Below are 22,818 nucleotides of genomic sequence, written 5' to 3' on the forward strand. Positions count from 1 at the left end.
ATCCTTACTTGATGCCGGTCGAAGCGATGCCGCTGGTGATGTAGCGCTGGAGGAAAATGAAGGCGAAGGCGAGCGGCAGGGCCGTCAGCGTGGTCATGGCCAGTAGGATCTCGTAGCGAATGCCGTATTCGGTCTGGAACGAGGCGAGGGCGAGCTGGAGCGTATAGGACTCGCGCCGCGTGAGGACGACGAGGGGCAAAAGGAAGTCGTTCCAGCGCGAGAGAATGGAGAAGATGGCAACGACGGCGAGGGCCGGCGAGGAGAGCGGCAGGATGATGCGCCAGAAGATGCGCCATTCGCTGGCGTGGTCCATGCGCGCGGCCTCGATCAGCTCGTCGGGGATGGTCAGCATATATTGGCGGAGGAGAAAGACCCCGGTGGGCGTGGCCACGGTGGGGAGGATGACGCCCCAGAGATTGCCGACGAGGCCCAGCTGGGCAACGATCATATAGGTGGGGACGAGGACGACCGTCGCGGGGATCATCAGCGTGGCGAGGATGGAAACCAGCGCCACATTGGAGCCGCGGAAGCGGTATTTGGAGAGCGCGAAGGCGGCCATGGAATTCATCACCAGGGTGATGATGGTGGCCACCACGGTAATGAAGAGGCTGTTGAACACATGGCGCCAGATCTGGCCGCCGGAGCCTTCAAGCAGATTGGTGTAGTTTTCGAAGGCGAGATAGACCTGCCGGACCGGGGTGGCATTGGCAACCGGCACGGTGATGCGCTCGGTGGGGTTGGCCGGGTCGACCATCTGGGCCTGGATGCCGACGCGCCGCAGCTGGGCGAGGCGGACGGTCTCGCCGGATTGGGTGACGACATCGAATAGGGGGAGCGGATTGTCGTAGCCGTCCACCATTATGGTCTCGGCGGCGTAGGGCAGAAGGGTGGGCGGAAATTCGGTGAGATTGGCCGGGGTCTTGAACGAAGACACCACGACCCAGAGCACCGGGGTGAACATGATCACCATGCCGATCAGCAGGTAGAGATAGGTCAGCCAATCGGTCCAGTCGCGCTTCTTGCGGCCGCGCCGGCGGAGGACGAAGTCGGTTACGGAGGCGCCGGAGCGGACGAGGCCGGTGTCAGTCATTGTTGCCCCCGCGGGAAATACGCATCTGGATGCCGGTGAAGATGAGGAGCGCGAGGCCGAGCAGCAGGGAGGCGGCGGCGGCCAGCCCGAAATTGCGCGGCTGGGAGGCGAAGCCTACCTCGTAGATATATTGCACCATGAGCATCGTGGCCGAGCCGGGCCCGCCGCCGGTCAGCACATAGAGCTCGTCGAAGGTCTGCACCGAGCGGATGACGGCGAGGATGAAGACGACGAGCAGGACCGGCTTGAGGAGCGGCAGGGTGATCTTGAAAAAGACGCGGGTGGGCGTGGCGCTGTCCATGCGCGCCGCCTCATAGACATCGCGCGGAATGGCCTGGAGCCCGGCGAGGAGGATGATGGTGTAAAAGCCCATATGGGCCCAGACGGTGATGAAGACCGACCAGAAGAAGGCCGTGTTGGGAAAGACCAGCCAGTTGACCGGCGTCAGCCCCACATAGGAGATCAGCCCGTTGAGGGCGCCATTGCGCTGGAGGATCCACTGCCAGGTCAGCGCCACGACGACGGGCGACAGCATGACCGGGAAAAAGAAAATGCCGCGAAAGAATCCGCGTCCGCGAATGTCGCGATTGAGGCAGAGGGCGGTGAGCAGGGCCACCACGATCATGCACACCACCTGAATGGGCACGAAGACCATGGTGTTGCCCAGGGCGCGCCAGAAGAGGTCGCGCGAGCAGGTGGAGGGATCGAAATAATTGCCGCAGTCGAAGAGGGTCTGGTAATTGGCGCCGCCGACCAGGGGGCGATCCCAGGGGTAGAGGCGGTCGCTGCCGCTGACCGAATAGAAGATGTTGATGAACACCGGCAGAAGGGCGAAGAGCACCACGGCGGTGAGATTGGGCGCCAGGAAGACCCAGGGCATGCGCTTGATGCCGACGAGCTTCTGGACGCCCGACATGAAGGGCTCGATCAGCCGGGCCGGCAGGGCCAGGATCACGGCGGCACTCGAGGCGAACTGGGTTCGAACACTCATCCGGCATATCTCCGAGAGGCGCAGAAAGGCCGCCCCCGGAAGGGCGGCCCGGGATCGTGTCGGGACTAGCCGCCAGCGGCCTGGATGGCGAGATTGACGTCTTCCTCGATGCGCACCAGGGCCTCATCGACGGTCAGCTCACTGTTGAGCACCTGGCTGATGCGGGTGGTCAGCGCGTTCATCATGGCGCGCTGATAGCGCCAGCCCTGGAAGCGGAAGGCCGCTGGGTCCATCTTGGGGATCTGGTTGATGAAGGTCGCAAGCGCCTCGGAAGTGCGCTGGGACGCCGACGGATAGTCGACGCCATTGGCGATCTGGGAGGCGGCCGAGGGAAGCTCGACTTCGTTGGAGATGTAGTAGTCGAGGTTTTCCGGCTTGGCGAAATGGGCGATCAGCTTGCCCGCCAGTTCGGGGTTATCGGTGTGGGAGAAGACAGTCATGGCGCCGCCGCCCGGCATGACCGTGCAGGAGGACGGGCCGCAGGGCGCGGGCATGACGGCCCAGTCGAAGAGATCGCCGACTTCGCTATCCATCTGCGCCAAGGTCCACGAGCCGCCGAAATAGAGCACGACATTGGCGTTGAGGAAGTCGGAGAAGAGTTCGCGGTGGGTGGCCCCGCCGACAGCGCCCCAGAGATCCATCGGCATGGTGCCGTCCTGATGCCATTCGACGAACTGCTCGATGGCGGCCTTGAGGCCATCATCGACCACTGGCTTGCCGGCTTCGTCGACCATCTGGGCGCCGTGGCTGATGGCGAGGCTGGCGAAGCGGTGGCCGGAGCGATCCATTTCCATGGCGAACTCGGTGCCGGTGGCTTCGGCGACCTGGCGGGTGGCCTCGGCCCATTCCTTCCAGGTGGCACCCTCCTGCGGAACGGGCACGCCGGCCTGCTCGAAGAGGGTCAGATTGACATAGGCGCCATTGACGGTGAGCGTCGTCGGCATGCCGTTGATCGCCGTGCTGCCGGCAATGCCGCCGCGCAGCCACTGCAGCGTCTGGCCCCATTCCTGCTCGAAATAGGCGGCATCCACATAGGGCGTGATGTCCTGGTAGAAACGGGACAGGCCGCCCAGATCGGTGATGATGGCGATATCGGGACCTTCACCGGCTTCGAGCTGGACGGGCAGGCTTTCGACGATGGTCTGGTAACTGACCTCCTCGATGACCACGTCCACGCCCGGATTTTCGGCCTCGAAGGATTTGGACATTTCCTCGAACAGCGTGCCGCCACTGCCGGTATCGCCCACCATGAGTGTGATCTGCTGGCCATGGGCCATGGAAGTCGCGCTGGCCATGAGCAGGGCCAAAGCGGTGGATGTCGTCAAGGATCTGCGTATCATCTAGACTTTCCTCCTCCTGATGCCGCTTTTGCGGTCATTTCAGAAAGCCTGTTCTGGTCAGACCAGATTGTCAAGAGGTTGGGGCGAGGAGGCTGCCCGGGGGCGCTGTGGTCCGTGCCGGTGGGGAGATCAAACGGCTCATAGCGCGGGAAATCTAGACCATTTTGGTCGATTATCGATGGTTCGGCTCGGTTCCGCTCGAAGGGTTGACACCCCGGGGTGGTTTCTATCTGGTCTTACCAAAAACGCACTCCGTGCACTTTCAGCTACACTATTGGACACAGAGGAGGTCATGGCAACAATGACCAGATTTGGAGTGATCGGCATCGACCACGGCCATATTCATGATCATGTGAAGGGGCTGCTGCGGGCCGGCGCGGAGTTTGTGGGCTATTGCCCGCGCAGCTCGGTGCCGGCGCTGGTCGAGCAGTTTGCGGCGACCTATCCGGATGCGCCGAGGATTGAGCGCGAGGCGCTGCTGGCCGACGACAGCATCGACATTATCTGCACCGCCGCCATTCCGCGCGACCGGGCGGGGATCGGAATCGCAGCGATGCGGGCTGGCAAGGATGTCATCACCGACAAGCCGGGCGTCACGACTTTCGAGCAGCTCGAGGCCGTGCGCCAGGCGGTGGCGGAGACGGGGCGGATGTTTTCGATCTGCTTTACCGAGCGCCATTGCGTGCGTTCGGCGGTGAAGGCGGGAAAGCTGGTGGCCGAGGGGGCGATCGGGCGGGTGATCCAGACCATGGGGGTCGGGCCGCACCGGCTGGGCAGCGGACGGCCAGACTGGTTCTGGGAGCACGATGCCTTTGGCGGGATCATCGTCGATATCGCCTCCCATCAGATCGACCAGTTCCTGTTCTATACCGGGTCGGACAGGGCGGAAATGGTGGCCTCGCAGGTGGGCAATTTCGCCAATGAGCAGGCGCCGGGCTTCGAGGATTTCGGGGATCTGCTGTTGCGCAGCGACAAGGCCAGCGGGTATATCCGCGTCGATTGGTTCACGCCTGATGGGCTGCCCAGTTGGGGCGATGGTCGCCTGACCATTCTGGGAACTGAAGGCTATATCGAGCTGCGCAAATATATCGACATTGCCGGACGCGAGGGGAAGGATCACCTCTTTCTCGTGAACGGGAGCGGGGTGCAGTACATCGACTGCTCGGGCGAGGAGCTCGACTATTTCCGTCAGTTCCTCAGCGATGTCGAGAACCGGACCGAAACGGCGATGACCCAGGACCATGTCTATGAAGTCTGCCGCCTCTCGCTCGAGGCGCAGACCAAGGCCGCAAGAATTTCTCAAGGAGGATAACAGTAATGACCCGCAAACTCCGCGTCGGCGTAATTGGTGCCGGCATCGCGCAGGCGCACCTGGAAGGCTACGCCGACAATAGTGACCTGTTCGAGGTTCCGGTGCTGACCTCGCTCGATGAGGAGCGGGGGCGGCAGGCGGTCGAAAAGCACGGGGTGGGGGAATTCACGAGTGATCTCGACTCCCTGTTTACCCGCGACGATATCGACGTGATCGATATCTGCACCCCGCCCGTGCCGCATTTCGAGCTCTGCAAGCGGGCCATCGAGGCGGGCAAGCATGTGATCTGCGAAAAGCCGCTGTTCGGCTCGGTCGCCGAGGTCGATGCGATGGCGGAGATCCTCGCCAAGTCGGATCGCAAATTCATGCCGATCTTCCAGTACCGCTATGGCAGCGGGCTGCAGAAGATGAAAATGCTGGTCGACAAGGGACTGACGGGGAAGGCCTATCTCTCGACCATCGAAACCCATTGGTGGCGCGGGCCGGAATATTACGACGTCGAATGGCGCGGCAAGTGGAAGAGCGAATTGGGCGGCAGCTTCCTCGGCCATGCCATCCATATTCATGACATGCTCTGCTATATCCAGGGGCCTGTTGCGGCCGTGTCGGCCCATGGCGCGACGCTGATGCACAAGATCGAGGTCGAGGACACGATGGTGGCCTCGGTGACGATGCAGAACGGCTCGCTGGCCGCATTGTCGGTGACGCTGGGCTCGCACAAGGAGCTGTCGCGCCTGCGCTTCTGCTTCTCGGACATGACGGCCGAGAGCGTCCATGCGCCCTACACTTTTGGTGAAGATCCCTGGACCTTTACCTCGCGCGATCCGGCGCACCAGGCCAAGATCGATGCGGCGCTGGCCGAATATGTCGACAAGGATGTGAGCTATCCGCGCCAGTTCCAGCTGTTCCACGAGGCGGTGGTCAATGACACGGAAGTGCCGGTGACACTCGAGCAGGCGCGCATGACCATCGAGCTGGTGACAGCGGCCTATCACTCCCAGCGTACAGGCCAGGTTTCCAAGCTCCCCGTGACGCCAGAGCATCCGTACTACAGGTCCTGGCTGCCCTGAGCGGCCAGACAAGAGGAGATGCCATGCAGGGGGACCACATTCCGCATCTGATCGGGGGGCAGCGCCTGTATCAGGTCGTTGCCCGCCGGATCGCCAAGCTGATCGAGGAGAATGCGCAGGTCAAAGGCTGGCGCATGCCCTCGGAGCGGGAACTGGCCGAGGAGCTCAATGTCAGCCGACCGGTAATCCGGGAGGCGGTCATTGCGCTCGAGATGCGGGGTGTCGTCGAAGTGCGGGGACGGGCGGGCATTGTCGTGCTGCCCCCGCGCGCCGGTCAGGTCAATTTCGACCGGGTCGGGGTGGATGTCGGGCCCGGACCGTTCGAATTGCTGGAGGCGCGGCTGGCGCTGGAATCCAGCGCCGCCGCCATGGCTGCAGAACGGGCCACGGCCTATGATCTGATGGTGCTCGAAGAGTGCATCGTGCAGATGGAGCGCGAGCGCGACGTGGTGCTGCTGCACGAAAAGGGCGACCGCGATTTTCACCTCACCATCGCCAAGATGACCAATAATGCCATCATCGTGTCGATGATCGAGGCGCTGTGGGTGCAGCGCGATCAATCCGTGATGTGGAAGAAACTGCACGAGCATATCCACGCCGAAAATGTGCGGCCGCTGTGGATCGGGGATCATCATTCGATCCTGGCGGCGCTGCGCCTGCGCAATCCCGACGCCGCCTATAAGGCGATGTCGCGCCATATCCGCAATGTCATCAGCGAATTGCTGGAAGCGGACGAGCGGGGCCGGTTTTCAGAGGACAGCTGAGCGCGGGCCATCGCGCCGGCCGATCCGATGTGGGCGCCGGTGCGACGTGTGTCCTGCGGGTTCTCTCCCGGTATTTCGAATCGGTCGTTTTCAGGAGGGACGTGGTCGGGGCGGGGTGGGAACGGCGCCCTAAGCCTTTCGTAGGACATGCGTTTTTTTCAACGGTCCGAAAGTCAGCCCTGACGCCTTGTGGTCCGGTTTTTTCCTTATGTGACAGTTGGATGACTGGTGGATTGATCGCGGGGCGATGCCGATCTTCACAGGCAAATTGTCTTCAATAACATACTTGAGTTGAGTTATTCGTCCGCCCATAGTCCTCGATAGCCGTCATTGGGATCGCCCCTCGATCCCCGTGTCGGATAAGGAGAGGAAAAGTTTCATGACACGTTTGACCCGGCGTACCTTCATCGCCTCCGTGCCGCCGCTGCTTGCGTCGACACAGATTCCCGCCTGGGCAGCACCGGCCTCAAATCTTGAATTGATTGCGGCGCAGAAGGGCGAGCCAGCCATCGTCAAACTGTATCGCCAGCTCGAGCGACTGACGTCCACCATGACGCTGATGACGACAGGCGCGCATCCCGACGACGAGCCGAGCGGCATGCTGGCGGCGCTGCGCCACGTCTATGGCATTCACCCGGTGCTCTATTGCATTACGCGCGGCGAAGGCGGACAGAACGCCATCGGCCCGGAGCGCGGCTCGGTGCTGGGCGTGCTGCGCACGCGGGAAATGACCGAGGCTTCCCGCTCGCTCGACGCCTCGCTGGCCTTCGGCAGCCAGGGTCACCACGACCACATGCACGATTTCGGTTTCTCCAAGGACCCCAATGCGACCATCGATCGCTGGGGCCGCGACCGCGTCGTCGAGCGCATGACCTGGGCCGTCCGCCAGTACAAGCCCGACGCCATCATGAACTGCTTCCTCGATGTGGGCGGCCAGCATGGCCACCACCGCGCCGCCAATGTGGCGACCTTCATCGTGGCCGATCTTTCCGGCGACGAGACGCAATTTCCCGAGCAGATCGCGGCCGGGCTCAAGCCTTGGACCGTGCCCAAGATCTATCAGCCGGCATGGGGTGGTGGTGGCGGCGTCTATGACGACGAAACCCCGCCGCCGCCGACGACCCTGGTGGTCAAGGCGCCCGAGCGCGACCCGATCTCCGGCGCGACCTTCCCGCAGATGGGCGAGTGGTCCCGCTCCTGCCATCTGACTCAGGGCATGGGCAATTGGCGCCCCGCTCCGCAGACCGAGTGGCCGATCAATCTGAGCTGGGCCAGCATCGGTGAAGCGGGCAAGGCCGAGAGCGACATTCGCGAGGGCATCCTGGCGACGCTCGGCCAGATCGCCGAAGTCGATGGCCTGCCGGCTTCCGCCGCCGATGCCTTGCGCAATGCGCAGGGGCTGGTCGACGAAGCCGTGGATGATTATGGCGATCCAGTCGGGGTGACAGGCAAGCTGGTGGAAATCGCCAAGGCCCTGGCCGAAGCCCGCAGGACGCTGCCGGTCGAGCTCGAAGCCAATATCGCCCATCGCCTCGATCGCAAGATCAAGGAGACCGATCTGGCGCTGGCCACGGCCGCAGGCATGCATATCCGCGCCTATACCGATGGCGGGGACCTGCATCCGGGCGACGAGATCGTGGTCAAGACGGTCGTCGATGCACCCGAGGCGGTCACCTTGTCCAAGGTGGAAGTGATTGCCCGCGAGGGGATTACCGGCGGTGAAAACACCGCGGATGGCGTTACCGTCACCGTGGCCGACAATGCCGCGCTGACCAACCCGCTCAACGAGCAGTTCGACCCGCTCGGGGGCAATGGAGACGCCTTTGTGCGCCTGACGGCCGAGATCGATGGCCACCAGGCGGTGATCGATGTCGACCTCGAAGATGCGCTGCGGGTGCTGCCCGAGGCGTCGCTCGAGCTCAAGCCGGATGCGGTGGTGTTCAACACCCAGACCGAGATCAATCCAGTCGAAATGACGGCTGTCGTTTCGGGCGGTACGATTGCCGATCTCGATTTCGACCTGCCAGCAGGCTGGACGATGCGCGCCAATGGCGAGGGCAGCGAGGCCGGAACATTCGACCTGACGCCGCCGACTGACCTCGGCACGACGCGGATCACCATCTCGCCAAAGCTGCTCGGCAAGCAGGCCTATGCGATCAACGTCTTCAGCTATCCTCATATCGGACGTTCTGTCGTGCCGACCGAGGTGGCGGTGCCGGTGCAGTCGGTCGAGGCGATCATCCCGGAAGGCAAGATCGGCTATATCGGTGGCGGCAACGACAATGTCGCGATCTGGCTCAAGCGCCTTGGGGTGGACCTCAAGGAACTGACCCCGGCCGATATGGAAGCGGGCGCCTATCGCAATCTCGATACGCTCGTGGTCGGCATCTTCTCGTTCGGGCGCCGGCAGGACCTCGTGGCGGCCCTGCGGGGCGTGCATGAATGGGTGCGCAATGGCGGGCATCTGGTGACGCTTTACCACCGTCCCTCGGACGGCTGGGACAGCGAGACCGTGCCGCTGGCCTATCTCAAGATCGGCACGCCCTCGATCCGCTATCGCGTGACCGATGCCAAGGCGCCGGTGGAAGCGCTGGTGCCGGACCATCCGCTGCTGAACTATCCCAACACGATCGGGCCCGAGGATTGGGCCGGCTGGGACAAGGAACGCGGGCTCTATTTCGCTTCGGAATGGGGCGAGGCCTATGTGCCGCTGCTGGCGATGAGCGATGCGGGCGAAGAGCCTCTGACCGGGTCACTGCTGTCTGCAGAGATCGGCGAGGGGCGCCACACCCACACCAGCCTCGTGCTGCATCACCAGCTCGACAAGCTGACCCCGGGCGCTTTCCGCATCATGGCCAATCTGATCCAGCCGGCCAAGCGCAAGGATTGATCCCCCAACGGTTCGCGCTTGCCTCCCGGGCGCGAACCACAAGGCCGCACCCCCAGGCGGCTGAAACCCCCGGTCCTCGTGGCCGGGGGCTTTTTATTGGGGCGTGTTCTGGCTGCGCCGGTCGAGGCGGGTTGTGAGCACGAGCGCCGCGATGATGATGGCGATGCCGGCAAAAGTGGTGGGAGCGGGGACTTCGCCGAAGGCGAGGAAGCCGGCGAGGCTGGCCAGTACGATGGACAGATAATGGAACGGGGCGAGCCTATTGGCCGGGCTCGACTGATAGGCGCGCAGATAACAATATTGGCCGATCTGGGCGAGGACGCCGATGGCAAGGAGAAGAGGCCAGTCGGCTGTGGTCACGGGTTGCCAGACCCAGAGGGCGGGGAGGGCCGTAAAGAGCGTCAGCCCGACCGTGTAAAAGACCATGAGGACGGTGGTGTTTTCGCCGGCGAGGGCCCGGGTCTGTACGGTGGCGAGCGAGCCGAAGACGACCATGGCGAGGGCGGCGAGGAGCCCGAAATCCCAGGAGATTTCGCTGGGGCCGACCATGATCAGCACGCCGACAAAGCCGATGCAGGCGCCGATCCAGCGCCAGGGGCCGGAGCGTTCGCCGAGCATGAAAGTGGCGAGCGCCAGCACGACCAGCGGGCGCATGAAGCCGATGGCGTTGACGAGCGCCAGGGGCAGGGCCGTCAGCGCGGCGAAATTGGCATTGAGGGCGAGCGTGTTGCAGAGCACGCGAAAGCCATGGCGGCTCCATTGGCGGGTGGTGCGCAGGGCATGGCGATGGCGCCAGGCCAGCGGCAGCACGCTGACGAGGCCGATCAGCGAGCGGATGAAGACCATCTGCACCGCCGGATAGCTCGCCCCGCCGAGCTTGACCAGAACGGTCATGATGGTGACGAGCACCATGTCGCTGAGGAGCCAGGCGACAGCGAGGCGCGATGGGGCGGGCATAGGTTTCAGGCCGATTGCAGAAGATTTGCCATGAGCCGGAAGGCGCCGGAGACGAGCTTGTCCATCTGGTGATGGAGCACGAGGCTCGTATGGGTGTGGCGGCCATCGCCGATTTTTGCCGAGAGCAGGGAGCCGGTGAGAGGGGCTTCGCCGGCGTCGCTCATGGACAAAAGCGGGGTGTAGGCGCTGTCCCATGAGGAGGCGAAGTAGAGGCCGCGTTCCTTGTCCCAGCTCTCGAAATCGGCCGCAGTGATTCGGTTTGGGCCGGCGAACAGGGGGTGGTCGGGGGCGATCATTGTGACGGGGGCGGCCGGATTGGTGACGCGCCAGCGGAGGGAGGGGCTGCCGATAGTGAGGGGGAGCGGCGGCGTTGTCTGGGGCTGCCAGCCGTCGGCGGGGCGATGATAGAGGGTGACGAGATGACCACCGGCGCTGACAAAGGCGTGGAGGCGCGCCGTGGCGGCGGCGAGGTCGGGGCGGGTGCCGAAGGCGAAGATGCCGACCACGATGGTGTCGAAGCGCGCGAGATCGCCCGAGAAGGCATCGGCGTCGAGGAGGGTTACGTCGGCGCCGATGCGCTCGAGCCAGAGGCCGACATTGTCGGCGCCCCCGCCGATATAGCCGATGCGGGTTTTCGGGAGGGCGAGATCGAGGGCGAGGATGTCGAGGGCTTGCGGGCGCACGAAGCGGGTGCGGCCGATATGGGGATAGGCGATGGGGGTCAGCGCATAGGCCTGTTGTCCGTCGATGCAGATCGGGAGGCTGTGGCGGCCCGGGGCGAGATTTTCCGCCGGGGTGAGGGTGAGGCCGGTGTCGGTGGGGGTGATGGCGAGGCCCGGCACGGGGGGGAGGGTCAGCGCGCTCGGTTTTGCGCCCTTGATGGCGACGTATTGCGAATTGGTCGCGCCCTTGGGGATGATCAGGGCGCTGGGGCCGACGGACAGCGCGTGGGCCGGGTCGATGGCGAGCGGTTCTTCGGTGTCGAGGGAGAAGCTGATGTCCTCGCCGCCGATATGTGCGGTCACTTCAAGGGACAAAAGACCGTTGCCGCCGAGACTTTGCCAGTCGGGATGGAAGGGATTGCCGATGGGGGCGTCGGCGCCGGCTGCGATGGCGAGCGTCGTGCGGCCGTTCTCGAGGGTGATCGCTGCCGGTGCCGAAATGGCGGGGTGGGCGCGGGGGGAGATGGTGAGCGCGCCGGCAAGGCCGGTTTCGGCTTCGACGACGAGGTCGACGGAATTGCCCGGCGTGAGGCTTGGCGATGTGAAGGCGGCGGAGATGTCGATGCCGGCGGCGAGGGACAGGGCGGCGTCGATTTCGCGCAGTTTTCGCGTCAGGCGGTGGGCGTGTTCGGGGGCGATCGTCGCGCTGGCTGCGGTGAGGGCGCGGCGGGCTTTGGCGAGTGCAGCGATGAGGGGTTGAGCGTGTGGGAAGGCGGCGATGGCCGTTCCGATGGCGGCGTCGGCCTCGGCGAGGGCGGGATGGTCCCCGAGATCGGCGAGGCGCGTGGGGAGGCCGTCGAAAACGCTGGACTCGGCGCTGCTGCCAACGAGATGGAGGGGCCATCTCGTCTGGGCCGGGTGGCGCCAGAACCCCATGTTCTGGCTGGCGTGATAGGCGCGGGACACTTCGCCGAGACGGCCAAAGCTCATGCCGGTGACGGGGTCGCTGTCGTTTGCGATCACTTCCGTGGTCATCGGCGGCGGGCGGACTTCGTCGTCATAATAGCCATTGTCGCCGCCCGACCAGGCCGGGAGATAGTATTTTGCAACCCGCCACGGGGTGAAGCCCTCGGTGATGTAAGCGGGGTCGGCGGCGAGGGCGAGGGCGCGCTCGGCGGCCTCGGTCATGGCGCGGTGGTGGCCATGCTGGCCGGGCACGTCGAGAAAGGTCGGGATGACGATATCGGGGCGGAACTGGCGATAGGCGCGCACGAGGCGCTCGATGGTGCGGTCCTCGCCCCAGCGGCCGAGCGTGTCGGGGCCGGATTTGGAGAAGCCGAAATCGTGGACCGGGTCGTCCGGGCCGTGGCCGAGCCAGGCGATGTCGGCATCGATGGCGCGCGCGGCTTCCTCCATCTCGCGGCTGCGCATGATTCCAAGCGGACCCTGGCGTTCGGGGCCGAGAATGTTCTGGCCGCCTTCGCCGCGGGTGGAGCAGGCGACGATGATTCGCACGCCATGCTGGTGGCGGAGGGTCGCGAGCATCTCGTTGTGCTCGTCGTCGGGATGGGCGCCGGTATTCATCACGCCGATCGTGGAGCGCAGGCGCCCAAGGGCACGGTGAAGCGCAACGAGGCGGGGCTGGGCAGCGCGGCGGCGCAGGCGATCACGATCTGGCAGCATGACGAAAGTCCGGTAGTTGAGTGTCAGGTGGCGGGGCCGGCGACGCTGAGGTGCGGCGAGACCGTGTCGAGCAGCGGCAGGGCGGCGGCGCCGAGGGCGGCGGTGAGGCGGCCGGTCTGGCCCCGGATGACGCGGGGCAGGGTGCGCTGCTGGCGGGTGGCGACGGAAACCGGCAGGGGGTCGAGGGCGGCGATCACCGCCTCGAGCACCGAATCGGGCAGGCCGCCACCGAAGATGACGGTTTCGGGGTCGAAGATGTTTTCCAGCATGGCGACGGTGGGGGCGAGGTAGTCGGCCGCCATGGCGATCCAGTCGAGCAGGGTCTTGTCGCCCTCGTCATGGAGCTTCTGGATATCCTCGACAGTGGCGGCATAGATGCCGGCCATGGCGAGGCGCTCGCGCAGGGCGAAGACGGAGACGAAGCGCTCGAGCGCGCCCGCCGGGCCATAGCGAGTGGCGCCATTGCGCGGCACGAGCCCGACATGGCCGATTTCGCCCGCATTGCCAAAGGCGCCGCGCAGGGGGCGACCGTCCTGGATAACACCGAGGCCGAGGCCGACGCCGAAATAGAGATAGCAGAACGAGCCCAATTGGCGGCCGGCGCCATAGAGACGTTCGCCGACGACGGCGGCGGTCGCGTCGTTTTCGACCACGACATGCTGGCCGGTTGCCTTGGCGAAAAGGGCGACAGGATCGACGCCGGTCCAGCCGGGCAACGTCGCCGGGCCGACCGAACTCATGCCTTCAACCTCGAAGGGGCCGGGCATGACGATGCCGAGGCCGAGCAATTTGCTGCGGTCGGCACCGAGCGAGGCTTCGAGGCGCGCGACTTCCTTGGCGACGAGGCCGGGCACGATGTCGGGGCTGGCGTCGGTGAGGGGGATGGTGGACTGGCCGCGAATGCCGCCGGAGAGATCGAGGAGCGCGGTGACCATGTGGTCGGCAGCGATTTCGACCCCGGCGGTGAGCGGGCCGTCGGGATTGACGGCGAACTGGATTGGCGGCTGGCCGCGACCCGAGCGCAGGCGACCGAGCTCGATAAGCAGGCCCTCAGAGAGCAGTTCTTCCACGATATTGGCAACGGCCTGCGGGGTGAGGCGAGCGCGGCGGGCAATCTCCGTGCGGCCGAGGTGCTCGTGCATGCGGATGACTTCGAGGACGACGCGGCGATTATGCGCGCGGTTGCGCTCGGGGTTCGAGCCGATGGCCACGCGCTGGCGCAATTCCGATTTCGTGCGGCCGTTCAATGTGATGCCCTCCCCTATCCTGTCGCTAACGATAGAACGGGGACAAAATAACTCAAGTAGATTATTTTATTGACAGGCCCCGCTGATCTGTTCGACGCTAAGGACAGCTAGGCGGGAGTCCGCCTCAGGCTCGGAGAGAGGGCTGTCGCAGGGTTCGACGGCCATACGGAGGAAAAGAATGCTCACCAAGGCAAAATTGGCCGGGCTCGTCGCCGGCGTCAGCTTCCTGGCGATGGGTGCCGCCCAGGCAGTGGAAATCGAATATTGGCAGTATGTGTTCGACAGCCGTATCCAGGCCATGGATCAGCTGATCGCCAAGTTCCAGGAAGCCAATCCGGACATCACCGTCAAGCACACGACCTTCCCCTATGCCGACTACCAGACGCGCGTCGTCGCGGCCAAGGTCGCAGGGCAGGGTCCCGATGTCGTGCAGCTGTTCTATGGCTGGACCGACCAGTTCGTGAATGGCGGGCTGATCCAGCCGCTCGATCCGGCCGTGTTCCCGCATGACGAGATCGAATCCGAATTCTTCCCCATCGTTTCGGCAATGAAGCGCGGCGAAGACTATTATGGCCTGCCGACGGCCGTTCGTTCGCTCGCCCTGTTCTACAACAAGGCGCTGTTTGCCGAAGCCGGTATCGAGCCGCCGACCAATCTCGAGGAATTCCTCGCGGCTGCCGAGGCCACCACCAAGCGCGACGGTAGCGGCAATATCACCACTGCCGGCATCACGCTCGACATGGCCGGCCAGGACCACCACTGGTGGCGCGAGGCTCTCGTGCGCCAGAACGGCGGCGTGCCTTATGACGCCGAAGGCAATGTGGCCTATAACGACGCCGCCGGTGCTGCTGCGCTGAAGTTCTACACCGACCTTCAGACCGAACAGAATGTCGGCCTCGTTGGCTTCATGGATGAAGGCCAGGCCGCATTCCGCGCCGGTCTTGCTGCCATGACCATCGACGGCACGTTCCGCCTCGGCGCCTTTGCCGGCAACCCGTTCGAATGGGGTGTCGTCGAGCTGCCGGCCGACGCCAACGGCATGCGCTCGAACTATTCGAGCTATTTCGCCAACGGCATCGGTGCGACCGCTGAGGGCGAAGAGCTCGAAGCGGCCCAGAAGTTCCTCAAGTACATCTCCTCGCCCGAGGCGATGGAAATCTGGCTCAACACCGTTGGTGAGCTTCCGGCTCGCCGCGACGTGGCGCTGACCGAGGCGAATCTGGCCGATCCAATTCGTGCGCCTTTCCTCAAGGGTCTCGAATACGCCCAGACCACGCGCTTCTACGACGAAGCGGCCCAGCGCCAGACTGCGATCGACATGGTCAATCGCGTGCTGCTCGAAGGCCAGTCGATCGAGGATTCGCTGGCCCAGGCTGCACAGGCCGAGCAGGCGATCATCGACGCCGGTCGCCAGTAAGCAGGCTCCCCGACTTTTCTCCGCTCCGGCTCGCGCCGGGGCGGAAAGCGGGATCAATTGCCAGGGCCCCCCAAGGGAGCCCCGGCTAAACGCGCAGGAGCGAAAATGGCGTCGGTGAACGCAACTCCACAAGCTGGCCCTGTTCGCTTCTGGGACAGGCAGAGCATCGGCACGAAACGTGTCATCTGGGCCTGGACGTTCCTGGCCTTGCCCATCCTGTTCTATGCCGGGATCCGGTTTTATCCGACATTCCAGGCGTTCTGGCTGTCGCTGACCAATTGGGACCTTTTGCGTCCCGCCCAGTTCATCGGCTTTGCGAACTACCAGAAGATGTTTGCCGACCCGGTGTTCTGGAAAGTGTTCCAGAACACGTTCCTCTATCTCATCATCGGTACGCCGCTCAGCCTCGTCATCTCCTTCGTGATCGCCTTCTATCTCGATCGCGTCCGGTTCATGCACGGCTTCATTCGCGCGCTCTATTTCCTGCCCTTCCTGACCACGGCCGCGGCCATGGGCTGGGTGTGGCGCTGGTTCTACCAGCCGGTGCCGATCGGGGTGATCAATGGCATGCTGAGCTCGGTCGGCATTGCCCAGCAGCCTTTCCTTCGCTCGATGGACCAGGCGCTGATCTCCATCCTCATTCCTGCGATCTGGGCGGGCCTCGGCTTCCAGATCATCATCTTCATGGCGGGCCTGCGCGCCATTCCCGGCACATTCTACGAAGCGGCGCGGATCGATGGGCTGGGTGAAGGCGCGATCCTGCGCAAGATCACCGTTCCGCTGCTCAAGCCGACCACGGTGTTCCTCGTGGTGTTCTCCTCGATCGGGTTCCTGCGCATTTTCGACCAGGTCTACAACATGACCACTAATGATCCCGGCGGGCCGCTCAATGCGACCAAGCCGCTGGTGCTCATGATCTACCAGACCGCCTTTTCGTCCTACCAGATGGGCTATGCCGCTGCGCAGACCGTGGTGTTGTTCACCATCCTGCTCATCGTATCCCTGCTCCAGCTCTACGTGCTGAGGGAAAAGAAATGACCGCAACCAATTCGACCACGGAGCTGTCGGCCAACCGTCGGGACATCCGCCCCGGGCGCATCATCGCCTGGACGCTATTGCTGATCGGCGGGCTGATCATGATCACGCCGCTCTTGTTCATGTTCTCCACCTCGCTCAAGACCTCGGCCCAGGTCTATGATCTGCGGCTGATCCCGATCGCGCCGACCCTCGAGAATTATTTCAAGGTGCTGAATGACGGCCGCTTCATGCAGTGGTTCTTCAATTCCACCTTCATCGCGCTGACGGTGACGGCGTCGAACGTCTTCTTCGACAGCCTCGTGGGCTATACGCTGGCCAAGTTTGAGTTCCGGGGGCGGTATTTCATCTTCCTCGCCATTCTCTCGACCCTGATGATCCCCACCGAAATGCTGGTGATCCCATGGTATCTGATGAGCAGCCAGCTCGGTTGGCTCGACAGCTATTGGGGCATCATGTTCCCCGGCATGATGACGGCCTTCGGGACGTTCCTGATGAAGCAGTTCTTCGAGGGCGTGCCGAACGACTTCCTCGAGGCGGCGCGCGTCGACGGGCTGAACGAATTCACCATCTGGTGGAAGATCGCCATGCCCATGGTGGTGCCGGCGATCTCGGCGCTGGCCATCTTCACCTTCCTCGGCAATTGGACGGCCTTCTTCTGGCCGCTGATCGTGACCACCTCCAAGGAGCTTTATACGCTGCCGGTGGGCATCTCCTCCTTCTCGGCGGAAGCGTCGATCCAGTGGGAGCTGATCATGACCGGTGCGGCTATCGGCACGATCCCGACGCTGCTCGTCTTCCTTGTGCTGCAGCGCTACATCGTCCGCGGCGTGATGCTCGCCGGCCTCAAGGGTTAAGTCATGACCGATCCAAGACTTTCAGACATCTCGGTCTTTCCCGATCCGGTCTATAAGGAAACCGTCCTGGCGCCGCTGTTCGATGGCGCCAAGGACCACCATGTCGCTGGGTTTCGGGCCATCGACCGGGCGCATCTGGTGATGCTGGCGGAAACCGGCATTCTCGATGGCGAACAGTCCCGCGATATCGCCAAGGCGCTCGAGGGCATCGATGCCGAAATCGATCCCTCGAAGCTGGTCTACACCGGTGAGGTGGAGGACTTTTTCTTCCTCATCGAGAAGGAACTGAAAAAGCGCGTCGGGCCGGACCTCGGCGGGCGGCTGCACACCTCGCGGTCGCGCAATGATATCGACCATACGCTGTTCAAGCTCGGGCTGCGCGAGCGGATGAATGTGCTGCTCGAAAAGGCGCTGGCGCTGCATGGCGCACTGATCGCGGCGGCGGAGCGGGAAAAGGCGACGCTGATCGTCGCCTATACCCATGGCCAGCCGGCGCAGCCGACGACGTTCGGGCATTATCTCTCAGCCGTGGTGGAATTTGTCGGGCGGGACATCGAGCGGCTCTTTGAAGCCTATCGCATTCTCGATCTGTCGCCGATGGGCGCTGCGGCGATCACCACTTCGGGTTTTCCGATCGATCGGCACAGGGTGGCGGAGCTCTTGGGCTTTGCCGCGCCGCTGCAGAATTCCTATTCCTGCATCGCCGGGGTGGACTACATCACCTCGACCTATTCGGGCATCGAGCTGATGTTCCTCCACCTGGGGCGCGTTATCCAGGATTTCCAGGTGTGGACGAGCTTTGAGGTGGGGCAGATCTATGTGCCCAACAGCCTCGTGCAGATTTCCTCGATCATGCCGCAGAAGCGCAATCCGGTGCCGATCGAGCATTTGCGGCATCTCTCGAGCCAGACCGTCGGGCGGGCGCAGGCCATGCTGACGGTGATGCACAATACCCCGTTCACCGACATGAACGACAGCGAGGGCGAGACGCAGTCCATGGGCTATGGCGCCTTTGCCAGCGCCTATCGCGTGCTCGATCTGCTGGCGGCGCTGGTGGCGCAAATCCGGATCAATCCGGACCGGGTGCGGGAAAACATCTCGCGGTCGTGCATCACCATTACCGAGCTGGCCGACAGCCTTGTGCGGCGCGAAGGGCTGTCCTTCCGCGAGGGGCACGAAATTGCCGCGGCCGTGGCCAAGGATGTGGTTGCCAAACAGGGCGATCTGGCGCGCGACGGTTTTGAGGCCTTCAGGAAAGCGTTCCAGCACGCGACGGGGCGCGAGACCAAGCTCGATGCTGCCGCTTTCGCCGAGATCGTGTCGCCGGAATATTTCGTGGCGGTACGCACCCGCTATGGCGGGCCGGCGCCGGAGCCGCTCAATGCGGCCATTGCCGGCTACAGGGCAGAGGCAAGCGAACTCGCCACACGTCACCAGACAATTTTGCGCCGTCAGGCTGAGGCCGCGCGCACGCTCAATGAGCGCTTCAACGCATTGAAGGGAGCCGCATAATGGCCTCGATCGAACTGCAGGGACTGGTCAAGGAATACGGCAAGGCCCGCGCCGTGCACGGCATTGACCTCAAGATCGAGGACGGCGAGTTCGTCGTCTTCGTGGGGCCGTCGGGATGCGGGAAGTCGACGACGCTGCGCATGATTGCCGGGCTCGAGGATATTTCGGGCGGCAAGCTCCTGATCGGCGACGAAGTGGTGAACCAGCGCGAGCCCAAGCAGCGCAATATCGCCATGGTGTTCCAGAACTACGCCATCTACCCCCACATGACGGTGGGGCAGAATATCGGCTTCGGGCTTTATACGTCCAAGCTGTCCAAGGCGGAAAAGCAGCAGCGGATCGCCGAGACCGGCAAGATCCTCGGACTCGAAAAGCTGCTCGATCGGCGTCCGGCGGCGCTTTCGGGTGGCCAGCGCCAGCGCGTCGCCATTGGCCGTGCCATGGTGCGCGACCCGGTGGCGTTCCTGTTCGACGAGCCGCTGTCCAATCTCGATGCGCAGCTGCGCAGCCAGATGCGCATGGAGATCAAGAGCCTCCATCGCCGGCTGGGGACGACCATCGTCTATGTGACCCACGACCAGGTCGAAGCCATGACCATGGCCGACAAGATCGTGGTGATGAAGGACGGCCATATCCTGCAGGTGGGCACGCCCACCGATCTCTATGAAAATCCGCAGGACGTCTTTACGGCACGGTTCATCGGCAGCCCTTCCATGAACATGGTTTCTGGATCCGTGGCCTCCGGTGTGCTTTCCGTTAACGGCGCGACCGTTTCGGGGCTGACCCTGCCGCCTCACGACGGCAAGGTGCTGGTCGGCATCCGCCCGCATGATCTGGTGGTGACGGAAGAAATCGGCGGCGCGGGGCTGAGCGCCCGCGGCGAGGTCGAGGCGGTCGAGCCCCTCGGCTCGGAAACGCTGGTCCACGTCAAGCTGGGCGACAGCCTCATCATTGCCACCGCTCCGGGGCGCGTAGTTCCGGCCGTTGGCAGCATGGTCTCGATCAGGGCAGGGGCAGGCTCGATCTATCTCTTCGATGCCGCCACAGAAAAGGCCCTGGGCCGCGCATGACTTCCTCTTCCAAAGCCGGGGCTGTTCTCAGCCTCGGCCGCATCTATTGCGACCTCGTCTTCCGGGGGCTCGATGGCCCGCCACAACTGGGTCGCGAAGTTTTCGCCGAAGATTTCAAGCTGACCCCGGGCGGCGGCGCGCTGATCACGGCGGCCCATCTGGCCGGGCTGGGCCGAACGGCGGCTCCGGTGGCCCGCTTCGGCACGGATGGACTGTCGCGCAGCGTGAGCCACGAGATCGAGGCCCTGGGGCTCGATCTGCGGTTTCTCGACCACCACGACACGGCCGGGCCGCAGCTGACCGTGGTCATGGTCGGGGAAGGGGACCGGGCATTCCTCTCCAAGCGCGCAGGCCATGCGCGACCGCAGAGCTTTGAAGAGAGCCTTGCCTGGGGCGAGGCGCAGCACCTCCATATTGCCGAATATGCGACGCTGCACGAAATGCCCGACGCCATTGCCGCGGCAAAGCGGCACGGGTTGAGCGTGTCGATCGACCCCAGCTGGGACGACCAGCTGATCCGAGATCCGCAGCTGTTCGAGCGCTGTGCCGGGGCCGATATTTTCCTTCCCAATCAGGAAGAAGCCCATGCGCTGACCGGGCACGCCGACCCGGCGCGGGCACTGGCGGAACTGGCTCGCCATTTCCCCATCGTCGCGGTCAAATGCGGGGGTGACGGCGCCTATTTGGCGGTGGACGGGCAGACGCTGCATTTGCCTTCTCCCGCCGTTGAGGTCATAGACACGACCGGGGCGGGTGACGCATTCAATGCCGGGTTCTTGCATGCCTGGCTCAATGGCGCAGATGGCAGCGAATGCCTCGCAGCCGCCATTGCAGTTGGTACCAAGTCCGTCCAGGCGTCGGGCGGCACAGGAAGTTTACGGATCTCAGCATGAACACTCCAGAGTTTCGGGTATTCGGCACGGCGCAGGCCGTGGCCAGCGCAGTTGCACAGCATATCGCCGGCGCAGTGCAGGCCAATCCGGCTGCAACGCTCGGACTTGCCACGGGCAAGACCTTCATTTCCATCTATGCCGAACTGATCGCACTCTATCGCCAGGGCGGGCTCAGCTTTGCCGAAGTGGAGAGCTTCAACCTCGACGAATATATCGGCCTGCCAGCGGGGCATCCGGCCTCGTTCCGCAGCTATATGGAAGAGCATCTGTTCAGCCAGATCGATCTTCCGGCACAGAGCGGCCATCTGCCGGGTGTCGAAGGCGACATCGAACAGGCTTGTCGCGACTATGAAGCCGCGATTGCGGCGCGCGGCGGTATCGACTTGCAGCTGCTCGGCATCGGCCAGAACGGGCATATCGGCTTTAACGAGCCGGGTTCGCCCTTCGACAGCCACACGCGGATCGTCGATTTGACGCCCTCGACCATTGCGGCAAATACGTCGGACTTCCCGGAAGGCGAAGTGCCGCCGCCGCAGGCCGTGACCATGGGCGTCGGCACGATCATGCAGGCCAAGGAAATCGTGCTGGTGGCGATCGGAGCCAACAAGGCCGAGGCGCTCGACAAGGCGTTCCGCGCCGAGCCGAGCCTCGATTGCCCGGCGTCGGCACTGCACAACCATCCCCATGTCATCGTCTATTGCGACGAAGCGGCGATGGGCGGGAAGTAGTCTTTTTCGATTGCTGAATTGGCGCGCCCGGTGTTGAGCCGGGCGAGCTTTCTCTCGGGCTTGTTCACGCGCAAATTGCCGGTATCGGGGCCTCGAGAGTGGCCCTCGGGGCGAGCCCGAGGGAAGCCGGGTGGGTTCCTTGAGCCGTGGACACGCGGGCCCGTTCGAGGTGTGTCCTTTTGAGCCGTCAAGCCCATTGGACGTCTGAGCGCTCCGAACCAATTTCAGCGTGCGAGGTGGCGTCATATCCCGGTCACTTTGGCCATTATGCTGAAATGACAAGAGGAGGTTTGGCCCATGCGGTTTTTACCAATCGTTTTTGCCATGATGTTTGCCGTGCCCGCCTTCGGGCAGGAGCCGGCCTTGCAAAAGGGGCAGGAGGCGGCAGAGGCGTTTGTGACGGGGCAGTTTGCGGAGCTGTGGGACGAGATGTCCCCGCCGGTGCAGGCGCTGTTCGGCGATATTGCGGGGCTCGAGCAGTTTCACCAGGGGGTGACGGACGGGTTCGGCGCTGAAACCGAAATTCTAAGCGAGCATGTGACTGCTATCGGCGATGTTTCCGTCTATAGCCGGGTGTCTCGCTGGTCCCTTTCGGAGACGCCGCTCATTACCGAACTGGCCATTGGCCCCGACGGGGAGATTGTCGGCTTTCGGGTGCAGCCCCAGCCGCAATTGGCCGAAAGCGATTATCTCGACTACGACACCAAGGCTGAGCTAACCCTGCCCTTCAAGGGGGATTGGCTTGTCGTCTGGGGCGGGCGCACGCTCGAGACCAACTATCATGCGGTCCACCGCGCGCAGCGTTTTGCCATCGATGTGCTGATCTCTCGCGACGGCAATACCCATGCGGGCGACCCCAGCGTGCTCGAAAATTATTATTGCTGGGATGAGCCGATCCTGTCGCCGGGCAAGGGCACGATTGCGGCGGTTGTCGCCGATTTGCCGGACAATGCCATTGGCGCAACCGATGCCGGCAATCCCGCCGGCAATCACGTCGTCATTGATTTCGGGAACGGCGAATTCGCCTTTCTGGGGCATATGCGCCAGGGCAGCATTACGCTCAAGCCAGGCGATGAAATTGCGGCGGGCCAGGAATTGGGCCGGTGCGGAAACAGCGGCAACACCTCCGAGCCGCATCTGCACATGCATTTGCAGACCACGCCGACGCTGGCCGAGGGGGAGGGTCTGCCGGCCTTTTTCAACGATTATCGTGCGGATGGGGCATTGGTCGAGCGCGGCGAACCACAGGCCGGGCAGACCATCTCGGCAACAGACTGACCCGACAGGCCTTTTTAGCTGT

General features: G+C 63.8%; 18 protein-coding genes. 12 read left to right on the forward strand and 6 right to left on the reverse strand.

The features are described from left to right. Positions 1 to 4: 4 nt before the first annotated feature. The 3 genes from N0P34_RS04500 to N0P34_RS04510 all read right to left on the reverse strand — a co-directional run bounded on the left by N0P34_RS04500 (position 5) and on the right by N0P34_RS04510 (position 3,421). A complete protein-coding gene (locus N0P34_RS04500) occupies positions 5 to 1,090 on the reverse strand; it encodes a carbohydrate ABC transporter permease (RefSeq protein ID WP_275605816.1) in 1,086 nt (361 codons plus the stop codon). Beyond that, positions 1,083 to 2,081: a sugar ABC transporter permease gene (locus N0P34_RS04505; protein ID WP_275605817.1), complete on the reverse strand. Its 999-nt coding sequence runs from the start codon at positions 2,079 to 2,081 to the stop codon at positions 1,083 to 1,085. Before N0P34_RS04505 ends, N0P34_RS04500 begins: the two co-directional genes overlap by 8 nt. Positions 2,082 to 2,146: 65 nt before the next feature. Further along, on the reverse strand, positions 2,147 to 3,421 hold the full coding sequence (locus tag N0P34_RS04510) for an ABC transporter substrate-binding protein (protein ID WP_275605818.1): 1,275 nt from the start codon (positions 3,419 to 3,421) through the stop codon (positions 2,147 to 2,149). A gap of 301 nt (positions 3,422 to 3,722) precedes the next feature. Here N0P34_RS04510 and N0P34_RS04515 point away from each other — a divergent pair, with 301 nt between their 5' ends. The 4 genes from N0P34_RS04515 to N0P34_RS04530 all read left to right on the forward strand — a co-directional run bounded on the left by N0P34_RS04515 (position 3,723) and on the right by N0P34_RS04530 (position 9,457). After that, positions 3,723 to 4,733 carry a Gfo/Idh/MocA family oxidoreductase gene (locus N0P34_RS04515; protein WP_275605819.1) on the forward strand — a complete coding sequence of 337 codons (1,011 nt, stop codon included), beginning with the start codon at positions 3,723 to 3,725 and terminating at the stop codon, positions 4,731 to 4,733. A gap of 5 nt (positions 4,734 to 4,738) precedes the next feature. Further along, positions 4,739 to 5,803 (forward strand): Gfo/Idh/MocA family oxidoreductase, encoded by a 1,065-nt coding sequence (locus tag N0P34_RS04520; RefSeq protein ID WP_275605820.1) that lies wholly within the window; start codon positions 4,739 to 4,741, stop codon positions 5,801 to 5,803. Positions 5,804 to 5,826: 23 nt separating this feature from the next. Next, positions 5,827 to 6,567: a FadR/GntR family transcriptional regulator gene (locus N0P34_RS04525; protein WP_275605821.1), complete on the forward strand. Its 741-nt coding sequence runs from the start codon at positions 5,827 to 5,829 to the stop codon at positions 6,565 to 6,567. 379 nt (positions 6,568 to 6,946) lie between these two features. Beyond that, entirely contained in the window at positions 6,947 to 9,457 is a 2,511-nt protein-coding gene (locus tag N0P34_RS04530; RefSeq protein ID WP_275605822.1) for a PIG-L family deacetylase, read from the forward strand. Positions 9,458 to 9,550: 93 nt separating this feature from the next. On the opposite strand, the gene N0P34_RS04535 is transcribed toward N0P34_RS04530, so the two are convergent. Genes N0P34_RS04535 through N0P34_RS04545 form a run of 3 tightly spaced genes read right to left on the reverse strand, consistent with a single transcriptional unit; the run spans position 9,551 to position 14,006 of the window. Beyond that, a complete protein-coding gene (locus N0P34_RS04535) occupies positions 9,551 to 10,414 on the reverse strand; it encodes a DMT family transporter (protein ID WP_275605823.1) in 864 nt (287 codons plus the stop codon). A gap of 5 nt (positions 10,415 to 10,419) precedes the next feature. Next, entirely contained in the window at positions 10,420 to 12,759 is a 2,340-nt protein-coding gene (locus N0P34_RS04540) for a PIG-L family deacetylase (RefSeq protein WP_275605824.1), read from the reverse strand. Between the two features lie 23 nt (positions 12,760 to 12,782). After that, positions 12,783 to 14,006, reverse strand: coding sequence for an ROK family transcriptional regulator (locus N0P34_RS04545; protein ID WP_275605825.1), 1,224 nt, complete (start codon positions 14,004 to 14,006; stop codon positions 12,783 to 12,785). A gap of 178 nt (positions 14,007 to 14,184) precedes the next feature. On the opposite strand from N0P34_RS04545, the gene N0P34_RS04550 reads away from it, so the two are divergent. From N0P34_RS04550 to N0P34_RS04585, 8 genes are all read left to right on the forward strand, one after another. Next, positions 14,185 to 15,423, forward strand: coding sequence for an extracellular solute-binding protein (locus tag N0P34_RS04550; RefSeq protein WP_275605826.1), 1,239 nt, complete (start codon positions 14,185 to 14,187; stop codon positions 15,421 to 15,423). 105 nt (positions 15,424 to 15,528) lie between these two features. Next, positions 15,529 to 16,461: a sugar ABC transporter permease gene (locus N0P34_RS04555; protein ID WP_275605827.1), complete on the forward strand. Its 933-nt coding sequence runs from the start codon at positions 15,529 to 15,531 to the stop codon at positions 16,459 to 16,461. Next, positions 16,458 to 17,315 carry a carbohydrate ABC transporter permease gene (locus N0P34_RS04560; RefSeq protein ID WP_275605828.1) on the forward strand — a complete coding sequence of 286 codons (858 nt, stop codon included), beginning with the start codon at positions 16,458 to 16,460 and terminating at the stop codon, positions 17,313 to 17,315. Before N0P34_RS04555 ends, N0P34_RS04560 begins: the two co-directional genes overlap by 4 nt. Positions 17,316 to 17,318: 3 nt before the next feature. Beyond that, on the forward strand, positions 17,319 to 18,827 hold the full coding sequence (argH, locus tag N0P34_RS04565) for an argininosuccinate lyase (RefSeq protein WP_275605829.1): 1,509 nt from the start codon (positions 17,319 to 17,321) through the stop codon (positions 18,825 to 18,827). Continuing rightward, positions 18,827 to 19,897 carry a sn-glycerol-3-phosphate ABC transporter ATP-binding protein UgpC gene (gene ugpC, locus N0P34_RS04570; RefSeq protein WP_275605830.1) on the forward strand — a complete coding sequence of 357 codons (1,071 nt, stop codon included), beginning with the start codon at positions 18,827 to 18,829 and terminating at the stop codon, positions 19,895 to 19,897. Before argH ends, ugpC begins: the two co-directional genes overlap by 1 nt. Further along, positions 19,894 to 20,790 carry a sugar kinase gene (locus tag N0P34_RS04575; protein WP_275605831.1) on the forward strand — a complete coding sequence of 299 codons (897 nt, stop codon included), beginning with the start codon at positions 19,894 to 19,896 and terminating at the stop codon, positions 20,788 to 20,790. The genes ugpC and N0P34_RS04575 overlap by 4 nt, the downstream gene beginning before the upstream one ends. After that, positions 20,787 to 21,518 (forward strand): glucosamine-6-phosphate deaminase, encoded by a 732-nt coding sequence (locus N0P34_RS04580; RefSeq protein WP_275605832.1) that lies wholly within the window; start codon positions 20,787 to 20,789, stop codon positions 21,516 to 21,518. Before N0P34_RS04575 ends, N0P34_RS04580 begins: the two co-directional genes overlap by 4 nt. A 297-nt stretch (positions 21,519 to 21,815) precedes the next feature. Continuing rightward, on the forward strand, positions 21,816 to 22,796 hold the full coding sequence (locus N0P34_RS04585; RefSeq protein ID WP_275605833.1) for a M23 family metallopeptidase: 981 nt from the start codon (positions 21,816 to 21,818) through the stop codon (positions 22,794 to 22,796). The last annotated feature ends 22 nt before the right edge of the window (positions 22,797 to 22,818 follow it).

This window comes from Devosia sp. FJ2-5-3 (assembly GCF_029201545.1).
Classification (GTDB): Bacteria; Pseudomonadota; Alphaproteobacteria; order Rhizobiales; family Devosiaceae; genus Devosia.